Origin of the sequence: Halorubrum sp. 48-1-W, from assembly GCF_003287355.1 — an archaeon.
Taxonomy (GTDB): Archaea; Halobacteriota; Halobacteria; order Halobacteriales; family Haloferacaceae; genus Halorubrum.
Map to the genome: position 1 here is coordinate 1 of NZ_QMIM01000011.1, position 16,347 is coordinate 16,347.

A 16,347-nucleotide genomic window follows, 5' to 3' on the forward strand; every position below is an offset into this window, starting at 1 on the left:
CGGGGAGCGGAGACGCACCAGTAGACGTGCGTGTGAATGGTGGGACGTTGAACGGTGAGAGTCACCAGCCTATTGCTGGCGACTGATTGCCGGGAGTCCACATCAAAGCCCTCCCCTCAAGGACCGAGGCGCGTAGCGCCGAGGGAGTAGGGTAGGGTAGTTTACTCAGTTACCCACGAGTAAAGTCGTGGGCTTCGGCCCTCGAAATCAATGTGAGTTCGGAGGCATCCGGTTTCGGTTTGCGGACGGTGAGAACTGGCGAGACAACTCGTACGAAGGCGCTCGTGATGAACGAGAACACCAGTCAGTTGACCACGATAGCGTCATGAATGGCTGACGGGCGAGAAATCGACTTCCAAGTTGGTGCTACCGAGAACTGCCTTTCCCCGACGACAGCTTCGGCGTAGCGTTCTCGATGTGCGAGAGACAGTTCACAGCCGATCAGGAACGAACAGCACGCTCGCAGGCATTTGAACTGTGAGTCTAATGCCGCCTTCTAGCACGTGAACTTCCATCCACCGGAGGACACACACACACACATTTGAATATTTGAGCTGTACCAAATTATTTGACCTGGCGGACGCAAGAACCAGTACAGATGGTTGAGCCGAACTCGGGGTCGTGGAAAAATAGCATGAGCGGGCGCGAACGCGTCCGGCACGTCGTGGAGTTGCTGGAAGAACCAACGCCGGTACAGGAGATCGCGGACCGAGCAGACGTCTCGCGCGCGACAGCTGACGACGAACTCCAGCGACTGCAGAGCGACGATTGGGTCACCGAGACGACCGTCGACGGGACGAAGGCGTACGATCTGAATCCAGTGCGGATGCTCTTCGACGAAGTGACGAACCTGATCGAGGCCCACTCGCGTGACGAACTGGAGAGCCAACTCACGGAGCTGAAGCAGGAACAGGAAGAACTAGCCGCCGAGTACGACGTGAGTTCGCTCGATGAGTTCCGGGAACAAATCGCGGACGAGGACTTCTCGGCTGAGGAGCTTCGTGAGCGTCGAAACATAATCGCCACGTGGGAGGCGATTAACACGGAACTCGGACTCGTGAAGCACGCCCTCCAACTGTACGATGACGTTGTAGAACTCTCGTCACCGTGGACTGACTCTCCCTCGACACTCGCCTGATGGTCGTTTTCCTCGCTAACCGGGCGAACCTACAGAGCAAGCGGCTCCACGACCGCATCCAGAACCGGCTCAGCAGTGAGTTCGAGAGCGTTCGACAGCGACGCGCTGAGCCGCGTGAAGCTGGCCCATACCGTGTCGTCGCTGCGGGAGACCCACGCCAGTTCCTTGATACCGACGAGTACCCAGTGACGACCGCGCGGATCGAGATCGGCTTTCAACTACAGACTGGAGAGTCCTACGAGTACTACTGGTTCAACTGGATCGAGCCGGAGCGAAGTCTGCTGGTCGGCTGGCATCAGGACGACACGCACGACGACCTCGGGCCAGTCCATCTGCAGGTCAACGACGGCGCAACGCCCGTCGCTCACGAACTAGCGGAGTTCATCGACTCACATCCGCTGGATGTCGTCGAGCGCAGACTCGACTCGCTTCGAGACGCGGTCCTCGCTGTCGAGTGGGAGGAGGGACGGCCCGTCGGAACTGATTCCACTGCCGCGGTGAATGAGTAGGTCCGTACTTTGGTGAGTTCTGAGCGACATCAGAAACCGGGTGGTCACTCGTATACCTGGGCATGTACACAGGTGCGTGCGTGAATCCGCGCGGAACGACGAAAGAGTGTGCGTCCTGTGGCGTTTCGACCGAGAAACCGTTGTGGGTGCGCGAACACTCCTGCCCGGCGTGTGGGTTCGAGGCGGACAGAGACGCGAACGCGGCGTGGAATATTCTTTCTCGCGGTGTGAAGAAGCGGTTAGGAGCGGGACGCTCCGAATCAACGCCTGTGGAGACTGCGCTCCCTGTGTCCTCGGTTGTGGATGCAAAGCGCGTCGTGGAAACAGGAAGCCCCATCACCAGAAGTCAAAGACTTCTGGTTAGCAGTCAGAACTCAAAGAGTTCTGACGACACCCTCAAGCGCGAGGGCGTCAGCCCGAGCGGTAGGGTGGGGTAGTTCACCACAGTCGTGAATCGATTCCAAGGAACGCTAGAAAATCCCCCGCGAAGCACCGCAGGTATTTGAACTGTGAGTATAATGCCGCCTCCCCGATTTGAACTCCGGAAGACGTGCTCACTTCGCTGTGCGCGACTTCCGTGCTCAAATCGACTCGGCGTCGTTTCTTCATCCGCTCGCTGTCGCTCGCGGGGTCAGAATATGCCGCCTCCCCGATTTGAACGGGGGACAGCTCGATCTTCAGTCGAGTGCTCTCCCAGTCTGAGCTAAGGCGGCTCGCGTTTCGACCAAGGCCGAATCGAGACAAAAGGATTTCGAAAGACGGCGGCTGTCCAGTAGGACATGGAGAGACGCCGGCCACGAAGGTCCGGTCGGCGAGAACGAGATAGAAGTCGCGTCGATCGACGATCCGCTTCGATCGAGCGAAAGGTTATGTGTCTCGGTACCGAATCACTCGGGCCGATGGGACCGAACGAGACCGACGACGACTCAGAGGAAGAGTCCGGTCCGTGGTGGCGACGGCCGATCGCGGCGGTCGTCGCCGCGGGGCGGTGGGTCGCCGACACCTTTCGAGGATACGCGGGAGTCCGTGATCTGAAGCGACACCGGCGGTAGAAGGGACCTCGATCGAGAAGGTAGACGTCACGGGGCCGCACTCAGTAGGATGGGATCGCCCGGATTCGAATCGGAACCGTACGTGCTCGCTCTCGACGGTCGTTGCGCGCGGCCGGTAGGGCTCGAATCCGTCCACCGCCGCGGCGCTCGCGGAGTTGCTCGTCCCGAGAAAGTGGGACCGCCCGGATTCGAACCTCACTCGTTCCGCTCGCGTTGCTCGCTCCACTCCCTGCTTCGAATCCGCTGCCATTCCTGCTGCTCGCGGTATCGCTCGCAGCAGAAATGGGACCGCCCGGATTCGAACCGGGGTCACGGGCACCCAAGGCCCGAAGTATACCAGGCTAACCCACGGTCCCTCGCCTCTCACTACCCGGATGAGCCGCTAAAGCGTTTCGTTCGTCGTCCCGACGGTGGCTCACTGCTCGTCGTCGTACAGTTCGAGGTCCGCGACGAGGTCGTAGGGGTCGGTACCCTTCCGGACCGCGTCGAGGATCCGGAACGCCTCGTCGGGCGCGAGGAAGTGCCGACAGATCGCCCGTCCGAGCGGCGTCGGAGAGAAGCCGTCGATGAACTTCCACTCGAGCAGTTTCCCGACCGCGTGTTTCGTCGGCACGTCGCCGATCATCCGGTCGTTGAGCCGTTTGGCCTTCTTGCCCGCGACGACGACGTTCGCCAGCGTCTCCTCGACGGCGGCCGTCTCGTCGTAGTGGGTCGCCACGTCCTCCATCTCGCCTTTGAGCAACGTGAACGCCACCTCGTCTTCGGTCCGGTCCATCGAGTTGTGGTAGACGGCGTCGGGTTCGACGAGGAGGTACACCCGCCCGCGGTCGTGGTAGTCCGGCCGGCCCGCCCGCCCGAGCATCTGGGAGAACTCCTGGACGGAGAGCCACTCGATCCCCATCGCCAGCGTGTCGAAGATCACCTGCGAGGCGGGGAAGTCGACGCCCGCGGCCAGCGCCGCGGTGGTCACGACCGCCGACAGCTCCTGGTCGCCAAACATGCGCTCGACCTTCTTTCGCCGGCCGTAGTCGAGCCCGGCGTGATACGGCGCGGAGTCGTACCGTAGCTTCCGGCTGATCTCGTGACACCGCCGTCGCGAGTTGGTGAAGATGATCGTCTGGCCGCGGTACCCCTTCGACGACTTCGTGTCGAACTCGCGTTTGACGAGCTTGTCGGCGATGTCGGCCTTCTCGCGGCCGTCCGCGAAGGTGACGTGGCGCTCGATGGGGACGGGCCGTTCCTCGAACTCGATGAGGGTGGCGCGCAACTTCCCCGCGAGCCACTCCGGGTTGCCGACCGTCGCGGAGAGGTAGACGAACTGGGTGCCGCCGTAGCCGTCGTGGGTCGTCATCCGCTCCTCGCTGTAGTACTTCAGCCGCGAGATCAGGCCATCGAGCCGGTGGCCGCGCTCGCCCTCCTTCAGCGTGTGGACCTCGTCGATGACGACGGTTCCCACGTCGCCGAGGTCCTTGCCGGTCCGGAGCGCGTGGTCGATCCCCTCGTAGGTGCCGACGATCACGTCCGCGTTCGGGTCGAATCGGTTGCCGTCGTCGGCGATCCGCGAGGAGCCCACGCGGATCGAGACGTCGAGGAGGTCGCCGTAGCGGTCCTCGAAGTCCTCGTGTTTCTGGTTGGCGAGCGCGACGAGCGGGACCAGAAACAGTAGCTTCCCGTCACGCTTGAGCGCCCGGTCGATGCCCGCGAGTTCGCCGACGAGGGTCTTCCCCGTCGCGGTCGCGCTCACGACGAGCTGGTCGTCGCCTTCCAACAGTCCGTTCCGCACCGAGAGGCTCTGGACGGGTAACAGCTCCTCGAAGCGGCCCCGGACGTGGTCGGCCAGGTCCGGGTGGAGGTCGAGTTCGTCGGTGCGCACCGGCGAGACGTCGTCGACGGTGGCGGACACCTCGTCGTACTTGGTGAGGTCGGGGTCGAGGCCGCCCGAGAGCAGGTTGATGATCCGGTCGAGGTCCTTCGAGTCGTAGAGGAGCTCCTCGAGCCGCTCCTCGGCCGCGCCCGTGAACTCGCCTTTGTACGACAGCTCGCGTTCGAGCTCGCGTCGGGCACAGTCCCGGCAGACGTGCTCGCCGTTGTGTTCGATCGCGGTCTCGGCCGTGATCGGTCCGTACCGGCCGTCGTTCGCACAGCGTCGACAGGTCCGGACCGCCATCGCCTCCAGCTGGTAGCCGTCGAGCATCTCCCGGAGACGCTCGCGGCTCGTCGGCGACGTCTGCTCGGAGATCCGGATCCGGGAGGCCGCGCGGGCGAGGTCGACGAACTCGTCCGGCGATCGGGGGTGGTCCTCGCTGTCCCTGATGACCCGGAACTTCCCGGGGCGAGGCCCCGCCGACGTCTCCTTGAGCTCCAAACGACCGCGAAGCACCCGGCTCCCGTCCCGGTTCGCGACCACGGTGTAGTCGCCCCGAGCCTCGTGGAGGAACAGCGTCTCGACCTCCGCCAACTGCGTTGACACTGCCCGAGGGTACGCGCGGCGGGTATTTCAGCGGTTCGTCTCGGGAGCCGTCGCTCCGGGTCGATAAGTAGGCCGAAGAGACGGTGACCGGCGGTCGATCGACGGTGATGAGGAAGGGGAAGGAACGACCGGAAACCTGGCGTGGGGACCGTCGGAGACTCGTCTAGGCGACGAGTAGCTCCTCACCGCGCTCGACCGAGATCCGGCACGGCGGCGAGAGCTTGTTGTACGCGCGGCGGAACGCCTCCTTCACGACGGGGGCCTGGTCGACGTCGCAGTACGCGGTGAAGACCACGTCGCCCTTGTCGAGCCGGGCGGCCGTCCCGACGGGCTTGCCGAACGCCTGGCGCATCCCGTCGGAGACACGGTCCGCGCCCGCGCCCGTCGCCTGTTTGTTCTCGCGGATGACCTGGTGGGGGAACTTGCGGAGGACCATCTTGTAGGTCCCCTCGCCGAGCTCCTTGATCAGGTGGCGGTTCGCCGACAGGCGTGCGCTCTCGAGCGATCCGTGGCGGATCTGGAGCTCCTCCTCGACGCGGAGGCTGATCTGGACGGGGTAGTCCTCGGGCTCCGTGGAGAGGTCGCCCATGTTGTGCTGGGCGATCTTCGAGCCGGGGATGCCCGTGATGTACTCGCGTCGGGTGTAGGACGGTTTGTCGATCGCCCGGTACATAGAGGCGGGTTTGTCGGACATGGTTACTTGTCCGATGTAGCCCGTGCTGCGGCGATAAAGCCTTCGATACCGCGACGGAGCCGGCGGGACGGTCGGGCCTGCGAGCGGAAGCGGTTTCGCTCTCACTCCTCCGCGGTCGGCTCGAGCTCGACGTGGTCGAACCCGCGGTCCGCGAGCCGCTCCGCGGCGCGGTCGGTGATCGAGGGGGCGACGAGCACGCCGCGGACCTCGATCCCACCGGCGTCGGATTCGGTGGTGCCGGCGTCGTACATCCCGTCGACGCCCATCTCCTCGCGGAGCGCCCGCACGTATCGGGCGAGCTGGCCGACCGCGTCGGGGCCGACCCGCCGCCGTTTCAGCTCCACGACGACCGGGTTGCCGTCGGCGTCGACACCGAACACGTCCATCGGGCCGGCGCTGGAGGGGCGTTCGGTCTCCCTCGGTTCGAAGCCCGGCTCGATCAGCTCGGGCCGTTCGAGGATCCGGGTCCGGAGGTCCTCCTCGCTGCCGTGGAGTTCGAGGTCGCGGCCGCCGGTGACCGGCATCGTGGAGAGCTGGTGGACGTCGGAGAAACGGACCGAGAGGGTTTCGTCGGGCGTCGTTCGGGTCGAGACCACGCGGAGCCGCCCCTCGCGGACCGCGGCGCGGTGTTCCGACCCCGGCGGCTGCCAGTTGACGGGCTGGCGGCCCTCGTCCGTGTGGACCAGGGCGGCCCCGTCGGGTTTCAAAAGCAGGAGGCGGTCGCCGGCGCCGAGGTCGGAGGCGGCCCGCCCCTCGTAGGAGACCGTACAGCGGCCGAAGACGCTGATCAGGTCCCCGCGGTCGAACGCCGCCTCCAGCTCCCAGAGGGCCTCGCGGTGGCTCGGGTCGTGGAGGCTCGTGACTGTCACTGCTCCGTGTAGGGGGGTGCGGCTCAAAAAGGGCGCGAGGGCGAGGTCGGTGACGGCAACCAGTCATACGTCGTCGCTGTTGGCGGTGGTGGACTGTACGAAATCGCCGTCTCTGTCGATCATAGATATATCGTTGCTACCGTCGACTTGGTGAAGAAAATCAGGCCTCAGTAGCTCTCGATTTCGACGTCCAGTCGTTCGAAGTCCTCGATGTTTCGGGTGAGAACCGCCTCGTCAACGACTTCGGCCGTGGCGGCGATGATCACGTCGCCGTCGCCCACCGGAGTCCCTTCGTTCTGTAGTTCACCCGCGAGTCGGCCGGCCTTCCGCATGACAGCGGTGTCTGCCGGATGGATCGGCTTCGAGGCGAGGACCTCTTCGACCTTTTGACGCTCGCTCTCCGACTCGGTCGCGCGGGCGATACCGTAGTACAGTTCGAACAGCGTCATCGAGGAGATGCGCTGCTGGACGAGCTCCGTCTCCAACTCTCGAGCCATCTCGACGGCGTCCTCGTCTCCGTTCAGCAGATCGATGAGAAACGAGGTGTCGAGCAGCACGCTACGCCTCTCGAAGCCGGTTTGCGGTGTCCTCTAGCTCGGCGGCGCGTCGATCGCGCCGCTCCTCGACGGCTTCACGGAGCGCGTCGGCTTCGTCGTCGCTCAGAATTCCCGCAAGTTCCAGCAGCGATCGCTCGCCGGCGAGTCGGAGAACGACGTCGGAGAACGTCTCATCGTCTCGCTTGTGAGCGGCGAGCCGCTCGTAGGCCTCCTCGGAGAGGCGGATGCTCTTCGACATGTGTATACGGTTGTATGCAGACTCACAAAGGCTTTTCTCAGGGATCGTCGCTGACGCTTACGTCCCGTGCTCCCAGCTACCCATGTACTCGCGCTGCTCCGCGGAGAGCGAGTCGTGGTCGACGCCCTCGGCTGTGAGTTTGATCTCGGCGACCTCGCGGTCGAGGTCGTCGGGGACGTCGTGGACGCCGGCCTCGTAGGTCTCGGCGTTCTCGGCGAGCTCGCGGACGGCCACCGCCTGGACGCCGAAGCTCTGGTCCATCACCTCGACCGGGTGGCCTAAGGCGATGGGCGCGGCGAGGTTGACGAGCCGACCCTCCGCGAGCACGTTGAGCACGCGGCCGTCGGGCATCTCGTATCCCTCGACCCCCTCGCGGGCCTCGAACCGGTCGACCGCGAGGTCGTCGAGCTCCTCGAGGTTGATCTCCACGTCGAAGTGGCCGGCGTTCGCGAGGAGGACGCCGTCGTTCATGACCTCGAAGTGCTCGCGGGTGATCACGTCGCGGTTGCCGGTGGTCGTGACGAACACGTCGCCCTTCCTCGCGGCCTCCTTCATCGGGAGCACCTCGTAGCCCTCCATGTGGGCCTCGAGCGCCTTTCGCGGGTCGACCTCGCAGACGATCACGTTGGCGTTCTGGCCGGCGGCCTTCTTCGCGACGCCCTTGCCGCAGTAGCCGAAGCCGCCGACGACGACGTTCTTGCCCGCAAAGGAGAGGTTCGTCGTCATCGCGATGGTCGCGAGCGAGGACTCGCCGGTGCCGTGGACGTTGTCGAACAGCCGCTTCATCGGCGTGTCGTTCACGGCGAAGACCGGGTAGTGTAGCTCGCCGTCGGCGTCCATCGCGCGGAGGCGGTGGACCCCGGTCGTGGTCTCCTCGGCCCCGCCGAGGATCGAGTCGATCAGCTCGGGGTACTCCTCGTGGACGAGTTTCACCATGTCCATCCCGTCGTCGACGGTGATCGTCGGCCCGTGGGAGACGACCGCGTGCATCGCGTCGTAGTACCCCTCGTCGTCGACGCCGCGGACCGCGTAGGAGGTGATCGACTCGTGGTCGTTCAGCGCCGCGGAGACGTCGTCGTGCGTCGACAGCGGGTTACACCCGGTGATCGCGACCTCCGCGCCGCCGTCGGCGAGCAGCTCGACGAGGTTCGCCGTCTTCGCCTCGACGTGCATCGCCATCGCGATCGTCTCGCCCTCGAGGGGTCGCTCCGTCTCGAACTCCCCGCGGAGCGCGTTCAGGATCGGCATGTGCTGGAGCGCCCAGTCCATCTTCCGGCGTCCCTCCTCGCGGGCCGTCTCGGGGTCCGACAGGTGCTCCGTGACCGGCGGATACGTGCTCTCGCTCATGTCACCGGGTTCGCTCACCGCACACTAAACGATGCCGACACGGGGTCGCGATCGAAAAGGAATCGTCCGTCGTCAGCTACGACTGCCCGGGCGCGTTTCCGGAGCCGCCTCCGTTGCCGGGAGCGTTCCCGGGGCCGTCCTCGTCGGTTTCGGCGTCGTCAGTCTCGTCAGCGTCGTCCTCATCACTCTCGTCCGCGTCGTCGCCGTCGTCCTCGTCCGCGTCGTCGCCGTCGTCAGTCTCGTCGTCCGCCTCGTCGTCACCGTCGGCGTCCTCGTCGTCACCGTTGCCGGCGTGGTCGGGAGCGTTCCCGGGCGCGTCAGTCTCGTTGGCGCCGTCGTCACCGTTCGCGTCGCTAGCGTTACCGGCGTCGTCGTTCGGGCCGCCCGGGCTCCCCGCGTGGTCGGGGGCGTTCCCGGGGTTGTTCTCGGTCACGAAGTCGGAGACTGAGCCGCCGATGCCGTCGTCACGGTCCCCGAGGTTCCCGATGAACTCACGGACCAGTTGGCCGAACGGTCGGTCCTCGTCTGCCCCGTCAGCGGCAGTCAGGTCGACGACCGTCGAGTCGGTCTCGTTTCCGGCCGTCGCGGTCACCTCGACGGTGACGTTCTCCTCGACAGCGGGGAGCTCGACCGTGCCGTTCTCGTCGGTCGTGTAGTTCCCCTCACCGACGTAGGTCACGTTCGTGTCGTCGCTCACGTTCGTGTCGTCGCTCACGTTCGTGTCGTCACTGGCGTTCGTGTCGTCACTGGCGTTCTCCGCCGTCACGGTCGTGACGTTCACCGAGGCGTTCTCCACTGCGGTGTCGTTCTCGGTCACCGCGACCGTCGGTTCGCCGTCGGCGTCCTCGACCGTCACGCCGAGCGTTCCCTCGGCGGCCACGACGCCGGTCACCGCGCCGATCGTGACGACCGCGATCACCAGCAGACGTATCGTGCGTTCGCTCATGTCCACTCGGGTCGTACGGCCGGTCCCGTATAAGTCGGGAACTCGGTTAAGCCCGATTAATTCGGATTGTACCCGGCTTCACCCGGGTTTGTGGGACGTTCGTGGGATCGAGGGGGTCGCCGACGATCCGACCTGCCCGTCGGGCTCGTCCGGACCCGCTCGCGTCTCGCCCGCGGGTCGACTGACCCGTTCAGTCCGGTCGGTCCGATCCGCACGGGGCGAAGGCGGCGTCCCGGTCCGCCCGCCAGCGATCACGCGCTCGCGGGGGCGCTCGACCCTCGGCGCCGCCCCAACGCCAGCCCCGCGAAGGCGACGACCGCCAACTGGACGCCGACGCCGACGCTCGATCCGACCATCCTGACGGCCGTGATCGCGCCCTGCTGGGGGTCGAGCCAGAGGAGCGTCCCGGCGGTCACGACGAGGTACGCGACCGTCGCGACGACGCCGGTGGCGAGCACGACCGTCCCGTCGCCACGAGGGTCGTCCCGCGTTCGGCCGATCCGGTAGGCGACGCCGAGGAGCAAACCGTAGACGAGCGCGAAGGAGACGAACCGGCCGCCGGCGATGTACAACGAGAGGAGGTTCGTGGGCGGGATGTCGACGGACGATTCGAGGAGGATCGGGGCGAGTCGACGCGTCAGGGCGGTCGTTCCCGCGGCGAAGGCTGTGACGATCGCGGGGAGGAGGGCTCGGGTCACGCTCCGATCCCGATCCGAGACGGTGTTGAACGTTCCGGTCGGACGTAGTCGCGTCGCCGTTCCTCTCCGTCACTCAGCCGAACCGGGCACCGTCCCGTACGTCTGGGGGTCGACCCGGTACGTCCCGTCGTCGCCGCGGAGGTACCGCCGGGCTTCCTCGGCCGCTTTGCGCCGCACCTCGCGTTTCGACTCCTCGGAGTACCACGCGATGTGTGGAGTGACGACGACGTCGTCGCGGCCGACCAGTCTGTCGTCCGCCGGCGGCTCGGCCGGGAGGACGTCGAGCCCGGCGCTCCGGACCGTCCCGTCGTCCAGTGCCGCGATCAGCGCGTCGGCGTCGACCACCTCTCCACGTGCGGTGTTCACGAGGACCGTCCCCGCGCCGTCCCGCTCGCGCATGACGTCGAAGGTATCCCCGTCGAACATCCCCCGCGTCTCGGGCGTCAACGGCGTGTGAACGGAGATCACGCCGCTCTCGCGGAGGAGGTGATCGAAGTCGACCGGCTCCGCGTCGAGCGCGCGGATCTCCGCCTCGGGGACGTACGGGTCGTGAACGACGACGCGGCCGAACTGCGGGGTCGCCTTTCGGACGGTTTCCCGGCCGATGCGGCCACAGCCGACGACGCCGAACGTCAGCTCCGCGGGGCGGTGAAGCGGGGCGCTGACCTGCCAGTCCCAGCCGCCGGCCGCCGTGTCTGCGGCGGCGGTCGGGATCCCGCGGACGAGGGAGGCGCACATCCCGATCGCGTGCGCGGAGACCTCGTCCATGCCGTAGTCCGGGACGTTCGAGACGGCCACGCCGTGGGCCTCCGCCGCTGTGAGGTCGATGTTGTCGACGCCGACGCCGGCACGGACGACCGCCCGGAGGCTCGGACAGCCCTCGATGACCTCGGCGGTCATCGGCGTCGACGCGTCGACGACGATCGCGTCCGGGTCCGACTCGATCACCGCCTCGGCCGAGCGGAGCGGACGCTGTATCAGCGTCACTTCCTCGCCGAAGACCTCGCGTTCGGTCGCGAGGCTCGTGAGTTTGGTGTCGCTGATCACGACTCGGGGGCGGTCGTCGTTCCCGTCTCCGGCGAGTTCGTCGTCCGTGATCTCGTCGTTTGCGGTCGTGTCGTCCGCGGTCTCATCGTCGCCTGCGATCCGATCGCCGCTACCCTCGTCGGGGACGCTGGATCCGGTCATCGATCCCGGGTACCGGCGACGGAAGCATAATACCCCGACTCGGCGGTAACGCGGGATCGTGGCCTCGCGAAGGATCGCCGCGGGCGGGTCCTTCCCGATCGATCCCCGCCAACAGCGTTATTCCCGGCGAACGCCTACCGAACCCACAGACAGTGTCCACCCATCACCCCTCCACCGACGACACGAACTCACGCCCGAAGGCGGTGTTGTTCTGCCCCGAGTGCGGCCACGAGAGCCCCCTCACCGGCGACTGGATCGTCCGGGAGAACGCGGGGCGGACCACCCACACGTGTCCGGCCTGTGACGCGACCGTCGGGGACCGTCGCCGCCCGGAGCCGGCGCTCGCCTACTGACCACGAGCTACCGATCCGGCCAGCGGCCACGCCGACACCCGCTCGAACCGCCGACGCCCGCTCGGACCGCCGATGCCCGCCCGGACCGCCGGCTTCCGGCGGTATCATCTCCTCTCCCGCCGCGGTCCGGCGTGCGGGTCGTTCCCGTTCGACGAACGATCGGTTCGTCTCCACCCACACGGACGATCGTGTTCGTTTTTCCCGGTTCGGAACCCCTCCGAAACGGTTTTGCCGACCCCTGACGGACGGTCGATATGCCAACGGATCCCGATACGGGGTACGATCCCTCGTTGGGTCGGAAGTTCGTGTTCGTCACGGGGGGCGTCATGTCCGGGCTGGGCAAGGGAATCACCGCCGCCAGCACCGGCCGGCTCCTCTCGAACGCGGGCTTCGACGTGACCGCGGTCAAGGTGGACCCCTATCTCAACGTCGACGCCGGGACGATGAACCCGTACGAACACGGCGAGGTGTACGTCTTGAAGGACGGCGGCGAAGTCGACCTCGATCTGGGGAACTACGAACGCTTCCTCGGGACGGACATGACGTTCGACCACAACGTCACCACGGGGAAGACCTACCAGCACGTCATCGAACGCGAGCGCGCCGGCGACTACCTCGGCAAGACCGTCCAGATCATCCCGCACGTCACGGACGACATCAAACGGCGCATCCGCGAGGCCGCCGAGGGGAGCGACGTCTGTCTGATCGAGATCGGCGGCACCGTCGGCGACATCGAATCGATGCCGTTCCTCGAGGCGCTCCGGCAGTTCGCCCACGAGGAGGACGACGAGGACATCCTCTTTACCCACGTCACGCTCGTCCCCTACTCGAAGAACGGCGAACAGAAGACGAAGCCGACCCAACACTCGGTGAAGGAGCTGCGCTCCATCGGCCTCCAGCCCGACGTGCTCGTCGGGCGCTGTACGGACCGGCTGGAGCCGGAGACCAAAGAGAAGATCGCGCTGTTCTGTGACGTTCCCACCGACGCCGTCTTCTCGAACCCCGACGTCGAGGACATCTACCACGTTCCGCTGATGGTCGAAGACGAGGGGTTAGACGAGTACGTGATGGAGCGGCTCGGGCTCGCCGACGAGGCGCTCCCGAAGGCGGAGCGATCGACGGAGTGGCGCGAACTCGTCACCCGCGACCGCGACGAGGAGATCGACGTGGCGCTCGTCGGCAAGTACGCGTTGGAGGACGCGTACATGTCGATCCACGAGGCGCTGAAACACGCCGGCATCCAGACGGGGACGGAGGTCAACGTGTTGTGGGTCGACGCCGACGAGACCCGCGAGGAGCACGAAAAGCGGCTGGCGTCCGCGGACGCGGTCGTCGTCCCCGGCGGGTTCGGCTCCCGCGGAACCGACGGGAAGATCGAGGCGGTCCGGTACGCCCGCGAGAACGACGTGCCCTTCCTCGGGCTCTGTCTCGGCTTCCAGATGGCGGTCGTCGAGCACGCGCGCAACGTCCTCGGGCTGGCGGGCGCCCACTCCGCGGAGATCGACCCCGACACCCCTCACCCGGTCATCGACCTCCTCCCCGAGCAGTACGAGACCGAGGACATGGGCGGGACGATGCGGCTCGGCGCCCACGAGACGGACATCGAGCCCGGCACGCTCGCGGCCGAGGTGTACGGCGCCGACTCCTGTACGGAGCGACACCGCCACCGCTACGAGGTGAACCCCGAGTACATCGACGAGCTGGAGGCCGACGGATTGACGTTCTCCGGGCGGGCCGACAACCGGATGGAGATCGTCGAACGCGGCGACCACCCGTTCTTCTTCGGGACGCAGGCACACCCCGAGTTCCGCTCGCGGCCCGACCGGGCGAGCCCGCCGTTCGTCGCCCTGGTGAAGGCGGCGCTCGGATCGACGGACACAACCGAGCGGAACGCGGACGTGAGGCTATAGATGGTCGAGACGGACGCGTTCATCGACGAGGCGGTGGCGGAGATCCGCGAGGCGGTCGGCGACGCGAACGCCGTGATCGCCTTATCGGGCGGCGTCGACTCCTCGGTCGCGGCGACGCTGGCGTACGAGGCGATCGGCGACCGGCTCACGCCGGTGTACGTCGACACGGGACTGATGCGGAAGGGCGAGACCGAGGGGGTCGAAGAGACCTTCTCGTTCATGGAGTCGCTGCGGGTCGTCGAGGCGGAGGAGCGCTTCTTCGACCGGCTCGAGGGCGTGGTCGACCCCGAGGAGAAACGCCACGTCATCGGCGAGGGGTTCATCGACGAGTTCGAGACGGTCGCCCGCGAGGTCGACGCCGACTACCTCGTCCAGGGGACGATCTACCCCGACCGCATCGAGTCGGAGGGCAACATCAAGTCGCACCACAACGTGGGCGGGCTCCCCGACGTCGTCGACTTCGAGGGGATCGTCGAGCCGGTGCGTGACCTCTACAAGGACGAGGTCCGCGAGGTTGCCCGCGCGCTCGGCCTCGAGGAAGTCATCTCCGAGCGGATGCCGTTTCCCGGTCCCGGACTCGCCGTCCGGGTCGTCGGCGAGGTCACCCCGGAGAAGGCGGCGGTCGCCCGCGAGGCGTGTCACGTCGTCGAGGAGGAGCTCGCGGAGTACGACCCCTGGCAGGCGTTCGGGGCCGTGATCGGGAAGGCGACCGGCGTGAAAGGCGACAACCGGGTCCACGGCTGGGTCGTCGCCGTGCGCTCGGTCGAGAGCCGCGACGGGATGACCGCGCGCGCCCAGGAGATCGACTGGAGCACGCTCCAGCGGATCCAGAGCCGGATAACGGGTGAAAACGAGAACGTCGCCCGCGTCGTCTACGACGTGACCCACAAACCGCCCGCGACCATCGAGTACGAGTGATGGCGGGGAACACACGGACCGCGGTCGTCGCGGGGCCCGACGAACACGGCGTCGGCGAGGAGCTGGAAGCCCTCGACGCGACGGTGTCGCGGATCGCGGGGATCGTCTCGGCGGACGCCCTGACGGACGCGGGGATCGCCGACGCCGACTACTTCGTGTTGACCGACGCCGACGAGGCGACGGGGATCCCGGTCGCGAAGGAGCTGAACCCGTCGGTGACGGTCGTGACGTACGCGGACCGGTCGCTGCCGGAGTTCGTCGCGGGCGTCGCCGACCTCGCGGTCGACCCGGCGCTCGTGGGTCCCGCCCTGCTCGCCGAGGAGCTGGCGGCCGGCGGGCCGACCGCCGCCGCGCCCGGGAGCGACGATCTGACCGACGGCAGGGCCGACGAGTAGGAACCGCCGAGCCCGTTTCGCCGCGTCGGCTGCGATACCTGCCACGGTGCCCGCCGCTTATGTAGCCGGACCCGAAGTAGGGGTATGGACGAGCAGTCACCCGTCGACCGGCGGTCCCCGGTCGGCGAACCGGTCGTTCGCTCGGATCCGGCGGTCACCGGCGAGCGCGCGGCCGAGGCGGTGGGCTTCGACCCCGACGACCCCGAGAGCGTCGCCGAGGCCGCGGAGACGGTCCGGCGCTTCGCGTCCGGCGAGGTCGGCGACGACGACCACGTGTTGATGCTCCGCGGGGCCGCCGCCTGCGCGGCGCTGGTTCGCGGCGTCGGCTCGTACAAGGAGGCCACTGCCCGCGCCGGCGACGGGGTCACCGTGGCGTTCATCCGGAAGTGGGCCCGGGTTCACGACCTTCCGCAGGCGATCCGGCGGCAGGTCGCCCGCGGGTACATCACGCCGAGCGCGGCCAAACACGTCGCCCGGTTGGGCGGGACCGACCGGTACCTCCTGGCGTGGGCCGCCATCGACGGCGACATGACCGTCCGGGAGGTCCGCTCCGTCGCCTCGGCGGTCAACGACGGCGAGGACATGGCGGACGCGACCCGGGAGATCGGCGTCGATCTGGGGCGGATGGCCCTCGGCCTCCCGCTCGAGACGTACGTCGAACTCCGACGACGGGCCGCGATGCGGAACGTCGAGCCGGACGCGATCGTCGCGACCGCGCTCGAGGAACACTTCGCGTCGTCGCCGGCGGAGGAGTAGCCGCCGAGTCCTGCCGTTTCTAAACGTTTATCCGTGGTCTGGTCGTACCCGGTGACGCGGGCCGGTAGCTCAGTTAGGGAGAGCGTCCGGCTTTTAACCGGACGGTCGGGGGTTCGAATCCCTCCCGGCCCGTTCACTGAACCGCCGAGCGACAGCGAGGCGGTGAGGGAACCGGCAGGAGGGATTCGAACCAGGGAACACGTAGCGCCGAGCGAAGCGACCGAGCACGAACCACAGCGCGCGAACGGGAAGGCGGTACCTGAAAAGGAGTGACTCCCGTTCTATGACGCAACCAAACACGAGACGATG

Annotated in this window: 17 protein-coding genes, 3 tRNA genes and 1 pseudogene; 10 read left to right on the forward strand and 11 right to left on the reverse strand. The window is 66.9% G+C overall.

Going from position 1 to position 16,347, the window contains the following annotated elements; translation table 11 throughout:
* The first annotated feature begins 634 nt into the window (after nt 1–634).
* The 3 genes and pseudogenes from DQW50_RS05660 to DQW50_RS05670 form a co-directional block, all read left to right on the forward strand.
* Nucleotides 635–1,138 carry a winged helix-turn-helix domain-containing protein gene (locus tag DQW50_RS05660; RefSeq protein ID WP_112078328.1) on the forward strand — a complete coding sequence of 168 codons (504 nt, stop codon included), beginning with the start codon at nt 635–637 and terminating at the stop codon, nt 1,136–1,138.
* Nucleotides 1,138–1,647 carry a hypothetical protein gene (locus DQW50_RS05665; protein ID WP_112078329.1) on the forward strand — a complete coding sequence of 170 codons (510 nt, stop codon included), beginning with the start codon at nt 1,138–1,140 and terminating at the stop codon, nt 1,645–1,647. The genes DQW50_RS05660 and DQW50_RS05665 overlap by 1 nt, the downstream gene beginning before the upstream one ends.
* A gap of 80 nt (nt 1,648–1,727) precedes the next feature.
* A pseudogene (locus DQW50_RS05670) lies at nt 1,728–2,084 on the forward strand (zinc ribbon domain-containing protein); the annotation flags it as partial.
* Between the two features lie 202 nt (nt 2,085–2,286).
* Here the strand turns inward: DQW50_RS05670 and DQW50_RS05675 are convergent.
* A tRNA-Phe gene (locus tag DQW50_RS05675) sits at nt 2,287–2,360 on the reverse strand.
* A gap of 186 nt (nt 2,361–2,546) precedes the next feature.
* On the opposite strand from DQW50_RS05675, the gene DQW50_RS17815 reads away from it, so the two are divergent.
* Nucleotides 2,547–2,699 (forward strand): hypothetical protein, encoded by a 153-nt coding sequence (locus tag DQW50_RS17815; RefSeq protein WP_157964847.1) that lies wholly within the window; start codon nt 2,547–2,549, stop codon nt 2,697–2,699.
* A gap of 283 nt (nt 2,700–2,982) precedes the next feature.
* Here the strand turns inward: DQW50_RS17815 and DQW50_RS05680 are convergent.
* The 10 genes from DQW50_RS05680 to DQW50_RS05725 form a co-directional block, all read right to left on the reverse strand.
* Nucleotides 2,983–3,055: transfer RNA gene (locus tag DQW50_RS05680), tRNA-Pro, on the reverse strand.
* A 59-nt stretch (nt 3,056–3,114) separates the two neighbouring features.
* Nucleotides 3,115–5,169, reverse strand: a complete 2,055-nt coding sequence (locus tag DQW50_RS05685) for a DEAD/DEAH box helicase (RefSeq protein ID WP_112078330.1) — start codon at nt 5,167–5,169, stop codon at nt 3,115–3,117.
* 163 nt (nt 5,170–5,332) lie between these two features.
* On the reverse strand, nt 5,333–5,863 hold the full coding sequence (locus tag DQW50_RS05690) for a 50S ribosomal protein L16 (protein WP_112078331.1): 531 nt from the start codon (nt 5,861–5,863) through the stop codon (nt 5,333–5,335).
* Nucleotides 5,864–5,964: 101 nt separating this feature from the next.
* Nucleotides 5,965–6,732 (reverse strand): endonuclease NucS, encoded by a 768-nt coding sequence (nucS, locus tag DQW50_RS05695; RefSeq protein ID WP_112078332.1) that lies wholly within the window; start codon nt 6,730–6,732, stop codon nt 5,965–5,967.
* A gap of 167 nt (nt 6,733–6,899) precedes the next feature.
* Nucleotides 6,900–7,289, reverse strand: a complete 390-nt coding sequence (locus tag DQW50_RS05700; protein ID WP_112078333.1) for a type II toxin-antitoxin system VapC family toxin — start codon at nt 7,287–7,289, stop codon at nt 6,900–6,902.
* A 1-nt stretch (nt 7,290) separates the two neighbouring features.
* The gene (locus DQW50_RS05705) at nt 7,291–7,527 is read right to left on the reverse strand and encodes an antitoxin VapB family protein (RefSeq protein ID WP_112078334.1); all 237 of its coding nucleotides are present in this window, start codon (nt 7,525–7,527) and stop codon (nt 7,291–7,293) included.
* A gap of 57 nt (nt 7,528–7,584) precedes the next feature.
* Nucleotides 7,585–8,874: an adenosylhomocysteinase gene (locus tag DQW50_RS05710; RefSeq protein WP_112078335.1), complete on the reverse strand. Its 1,290-nt coding sequence runs from the start codon at nt 8,872–8,874 to the stop codon at nt 7,585–7,587.
* 76 nt (nt 8,875–8,950) lie between these two features.
* Nucleotides 8,951–9,820 (reverse strand): hypothetical protein, encoded by an 870-nt coding sequence (locus tag DQW50_RS05715; protein WP_112078444.1) that lies wholly within the window; start codon nt 9,818–9,820, stop codon nt 8,951–8,953.
* Nucleotides 9,821–10,071: 251 nt separating this feature from the next.
* Nucleotides 10,072–10,518, reverse strand: a complete 447-nt coding sequence (locus tag DQW50_RS05720; protein ID WP_112078336.1) for a hypothetical protein — start codon at nt 10,516–10,518, stop codon at nt 10,072–10,074.
* A gap of 69 nt (nt 10,519–10,587) precedes the next feature.
* Entirely contained in the window at nt 10,588–11,706 is a 1,119-nt protein-coding gene (locus DQW50_RS05725; protein WP_112078337.1) for a C-terminal binding protein, read from the reverse strand.
* Between the two features lie 152 nt (nt 11,707–11,858).
* Between DQW50_RS05725 and DQW50_RS05730 the strand changes: the two genes are divergently transcribed.
* The 6 genes from DQW50_RS05730 (at nt 11,859) to DQW50_RS05755 (ending at nt 16,170) form a co-directional block, all read left to right on the forward strand.
* Nucleotides 11,859–12,059: a hypothetical protein gene (locus DQW50_RS05730; protein ID WP_112078338.1), complete on the forward strand. Its 201-nt coding sequence runs from the start codon at nt 11,859–11,861 to the stop codon at nt 12,057–12,059.
* Nucleotides 12,060–12,313: 254 nt separating this feature from the next.
* Nucleotides 12,314–13,969 carry a CTP synthase gene (locus tag DQW50_RS05735; RefSeq protein ID WP_112078339.1) on the forward strand — a complete coding sequence of 552 codons (1,656 nt, stop codon included), beginning with the start codon at nt 12,314–12,316 and terminating at the stop codon, nt 13,967–13,969.
* Nucleotides 13,970–14,887: a glutamine-hydrolyzing GMP synthase gene (gene guaA / locus DQW50_RS05740; RefSeq protein WP_112078340.1), complete on the forward strand. Its 918-nt coding sequence runs from the start codon at nt 13,970–13,972 to the stop codon at nt 14,885–14,887. It begins immediately after the preceding gene.
* On the forward strand, nt 14,887–15,282 hold the full coding sequence (locus tag DQW50_RS05745; RefSeq protein WP_241964354.1) for a CTP synthetase: 396 nt from the start codon (nt 14,887–14,889) through the stop codon (nt 15,280–15,282). The genes guaA and DQW50_RS05745 overlap by 1 nt, the downstream gene beginning before the upstream one ends.
* A gap of 84 nt (nt 15,283–15,366) precedes the next feature.
* A complete protein-coding gene (locus tag DQW50_RS05750) occupies nt 15,367–16,038 on the forward strand; it encodes a hypothetical protein (RefSeq protein WP_112078341.1) in 672 nt (223 codons plus the stop codon).
* A 58-nt stretch (nt 16,039–16,096) separates the two neighbouring features.
* Nucleotides 16,097–16,170 (forward strand) — tRNA-Lys (locus tag DQW50_RS05755).
* Nucleotides 16,171–16,347: the final 177 nt, after the last annotated feature.

Excerpts from the sequence above, each read along its gene's own strand:
- DQW50_RS05660 (WP_112078328.1), top strand. The coding sequence starts at position 635 with ATGAGCGGGCGCGAACGCGTCCGGCACGTCGTGGAGTTGCTGGAAGAA.
- DQW50_RS05665 (WP_112078329.1), top strand. The coding sequence starts at position 1,138 with ATGGTCGTTTTCCTCGCTAACCGGGCGAACCTACAGAGCAAGCGGCTC.
- DQW50_RS17815 (WP_157964847.1), top strand. The coding sequence starts at position 2,547 with ATGGGACCGAACGAGACCGACGACGACTCAGAGGAAGAGTCCGGTCCG.
- DQW50_RS05690 (WP_112078331.1), bottom strand. The coding sequence starts at position 5,863 with ATGTCCGACAAACCCGCCTCTATGTACCGGGCGATCGACAAACCGTCC.
- DQW50_RS05705 (WP_112078334.1), bottom strand. The coding sequence starts at position 7,527 with ATGTCGAAGAGCATCCGCCTCTCCGAGGAGGCCTACGAGCGGCTCGCC.
- DQW50_RS05710 (WP_112078335.1), bottom strand. The coding sequence starts at position 8,874 with ATGAGCGAGAGCACGTATCCGCCGGTCACGGAGCACCTGTCGGACCCC.
- DQW50_RS05715 (WP_112078444.1), bottom strand. The coding sequence starts at position 9,820 with ATGAGCGAACGCACGATACGTCTGCTGGTGATCGCGGTCGTCACGATC.
- DQW50_RS05725 (WP_112078337.1), bottom strand. The coding sequence starts at position 11,706 with ATGACCGGATCCAGCGTCCCCGACGAGGGTAGCGGCGATCGGATCGCA.
- DQW50_RS05735 (WP_112078339.1), top strand. The coding sequence starts at position 12,314 with ATGCCAACGGATCCCGATACGGGGTACGATCCCTCGTTGGGTCGGAAG.
- guaA (WP_112078340.1), top strand. The coding sequence starts at position 13,970 with ATGGTCGAGACGGACGCGTTCATCGACGAGGCGGTGGCGGAGATCCGC.
- DQW50_RS05745 (WP_241964354.1), top strand. The coding sequence starts at position 14,887 with ATGGCGGGGAACACACGGACCGCGGTCGTCGCGGGGCCCGACGAACAC.
- DQW50_RS05750 (WP_112078341.1), top strand. The coding sequence starts at position 15,367 with ATGGACGAGCAGTCACCCGTCGACCGGCGGTCCCCGGTCGGCGAACCG.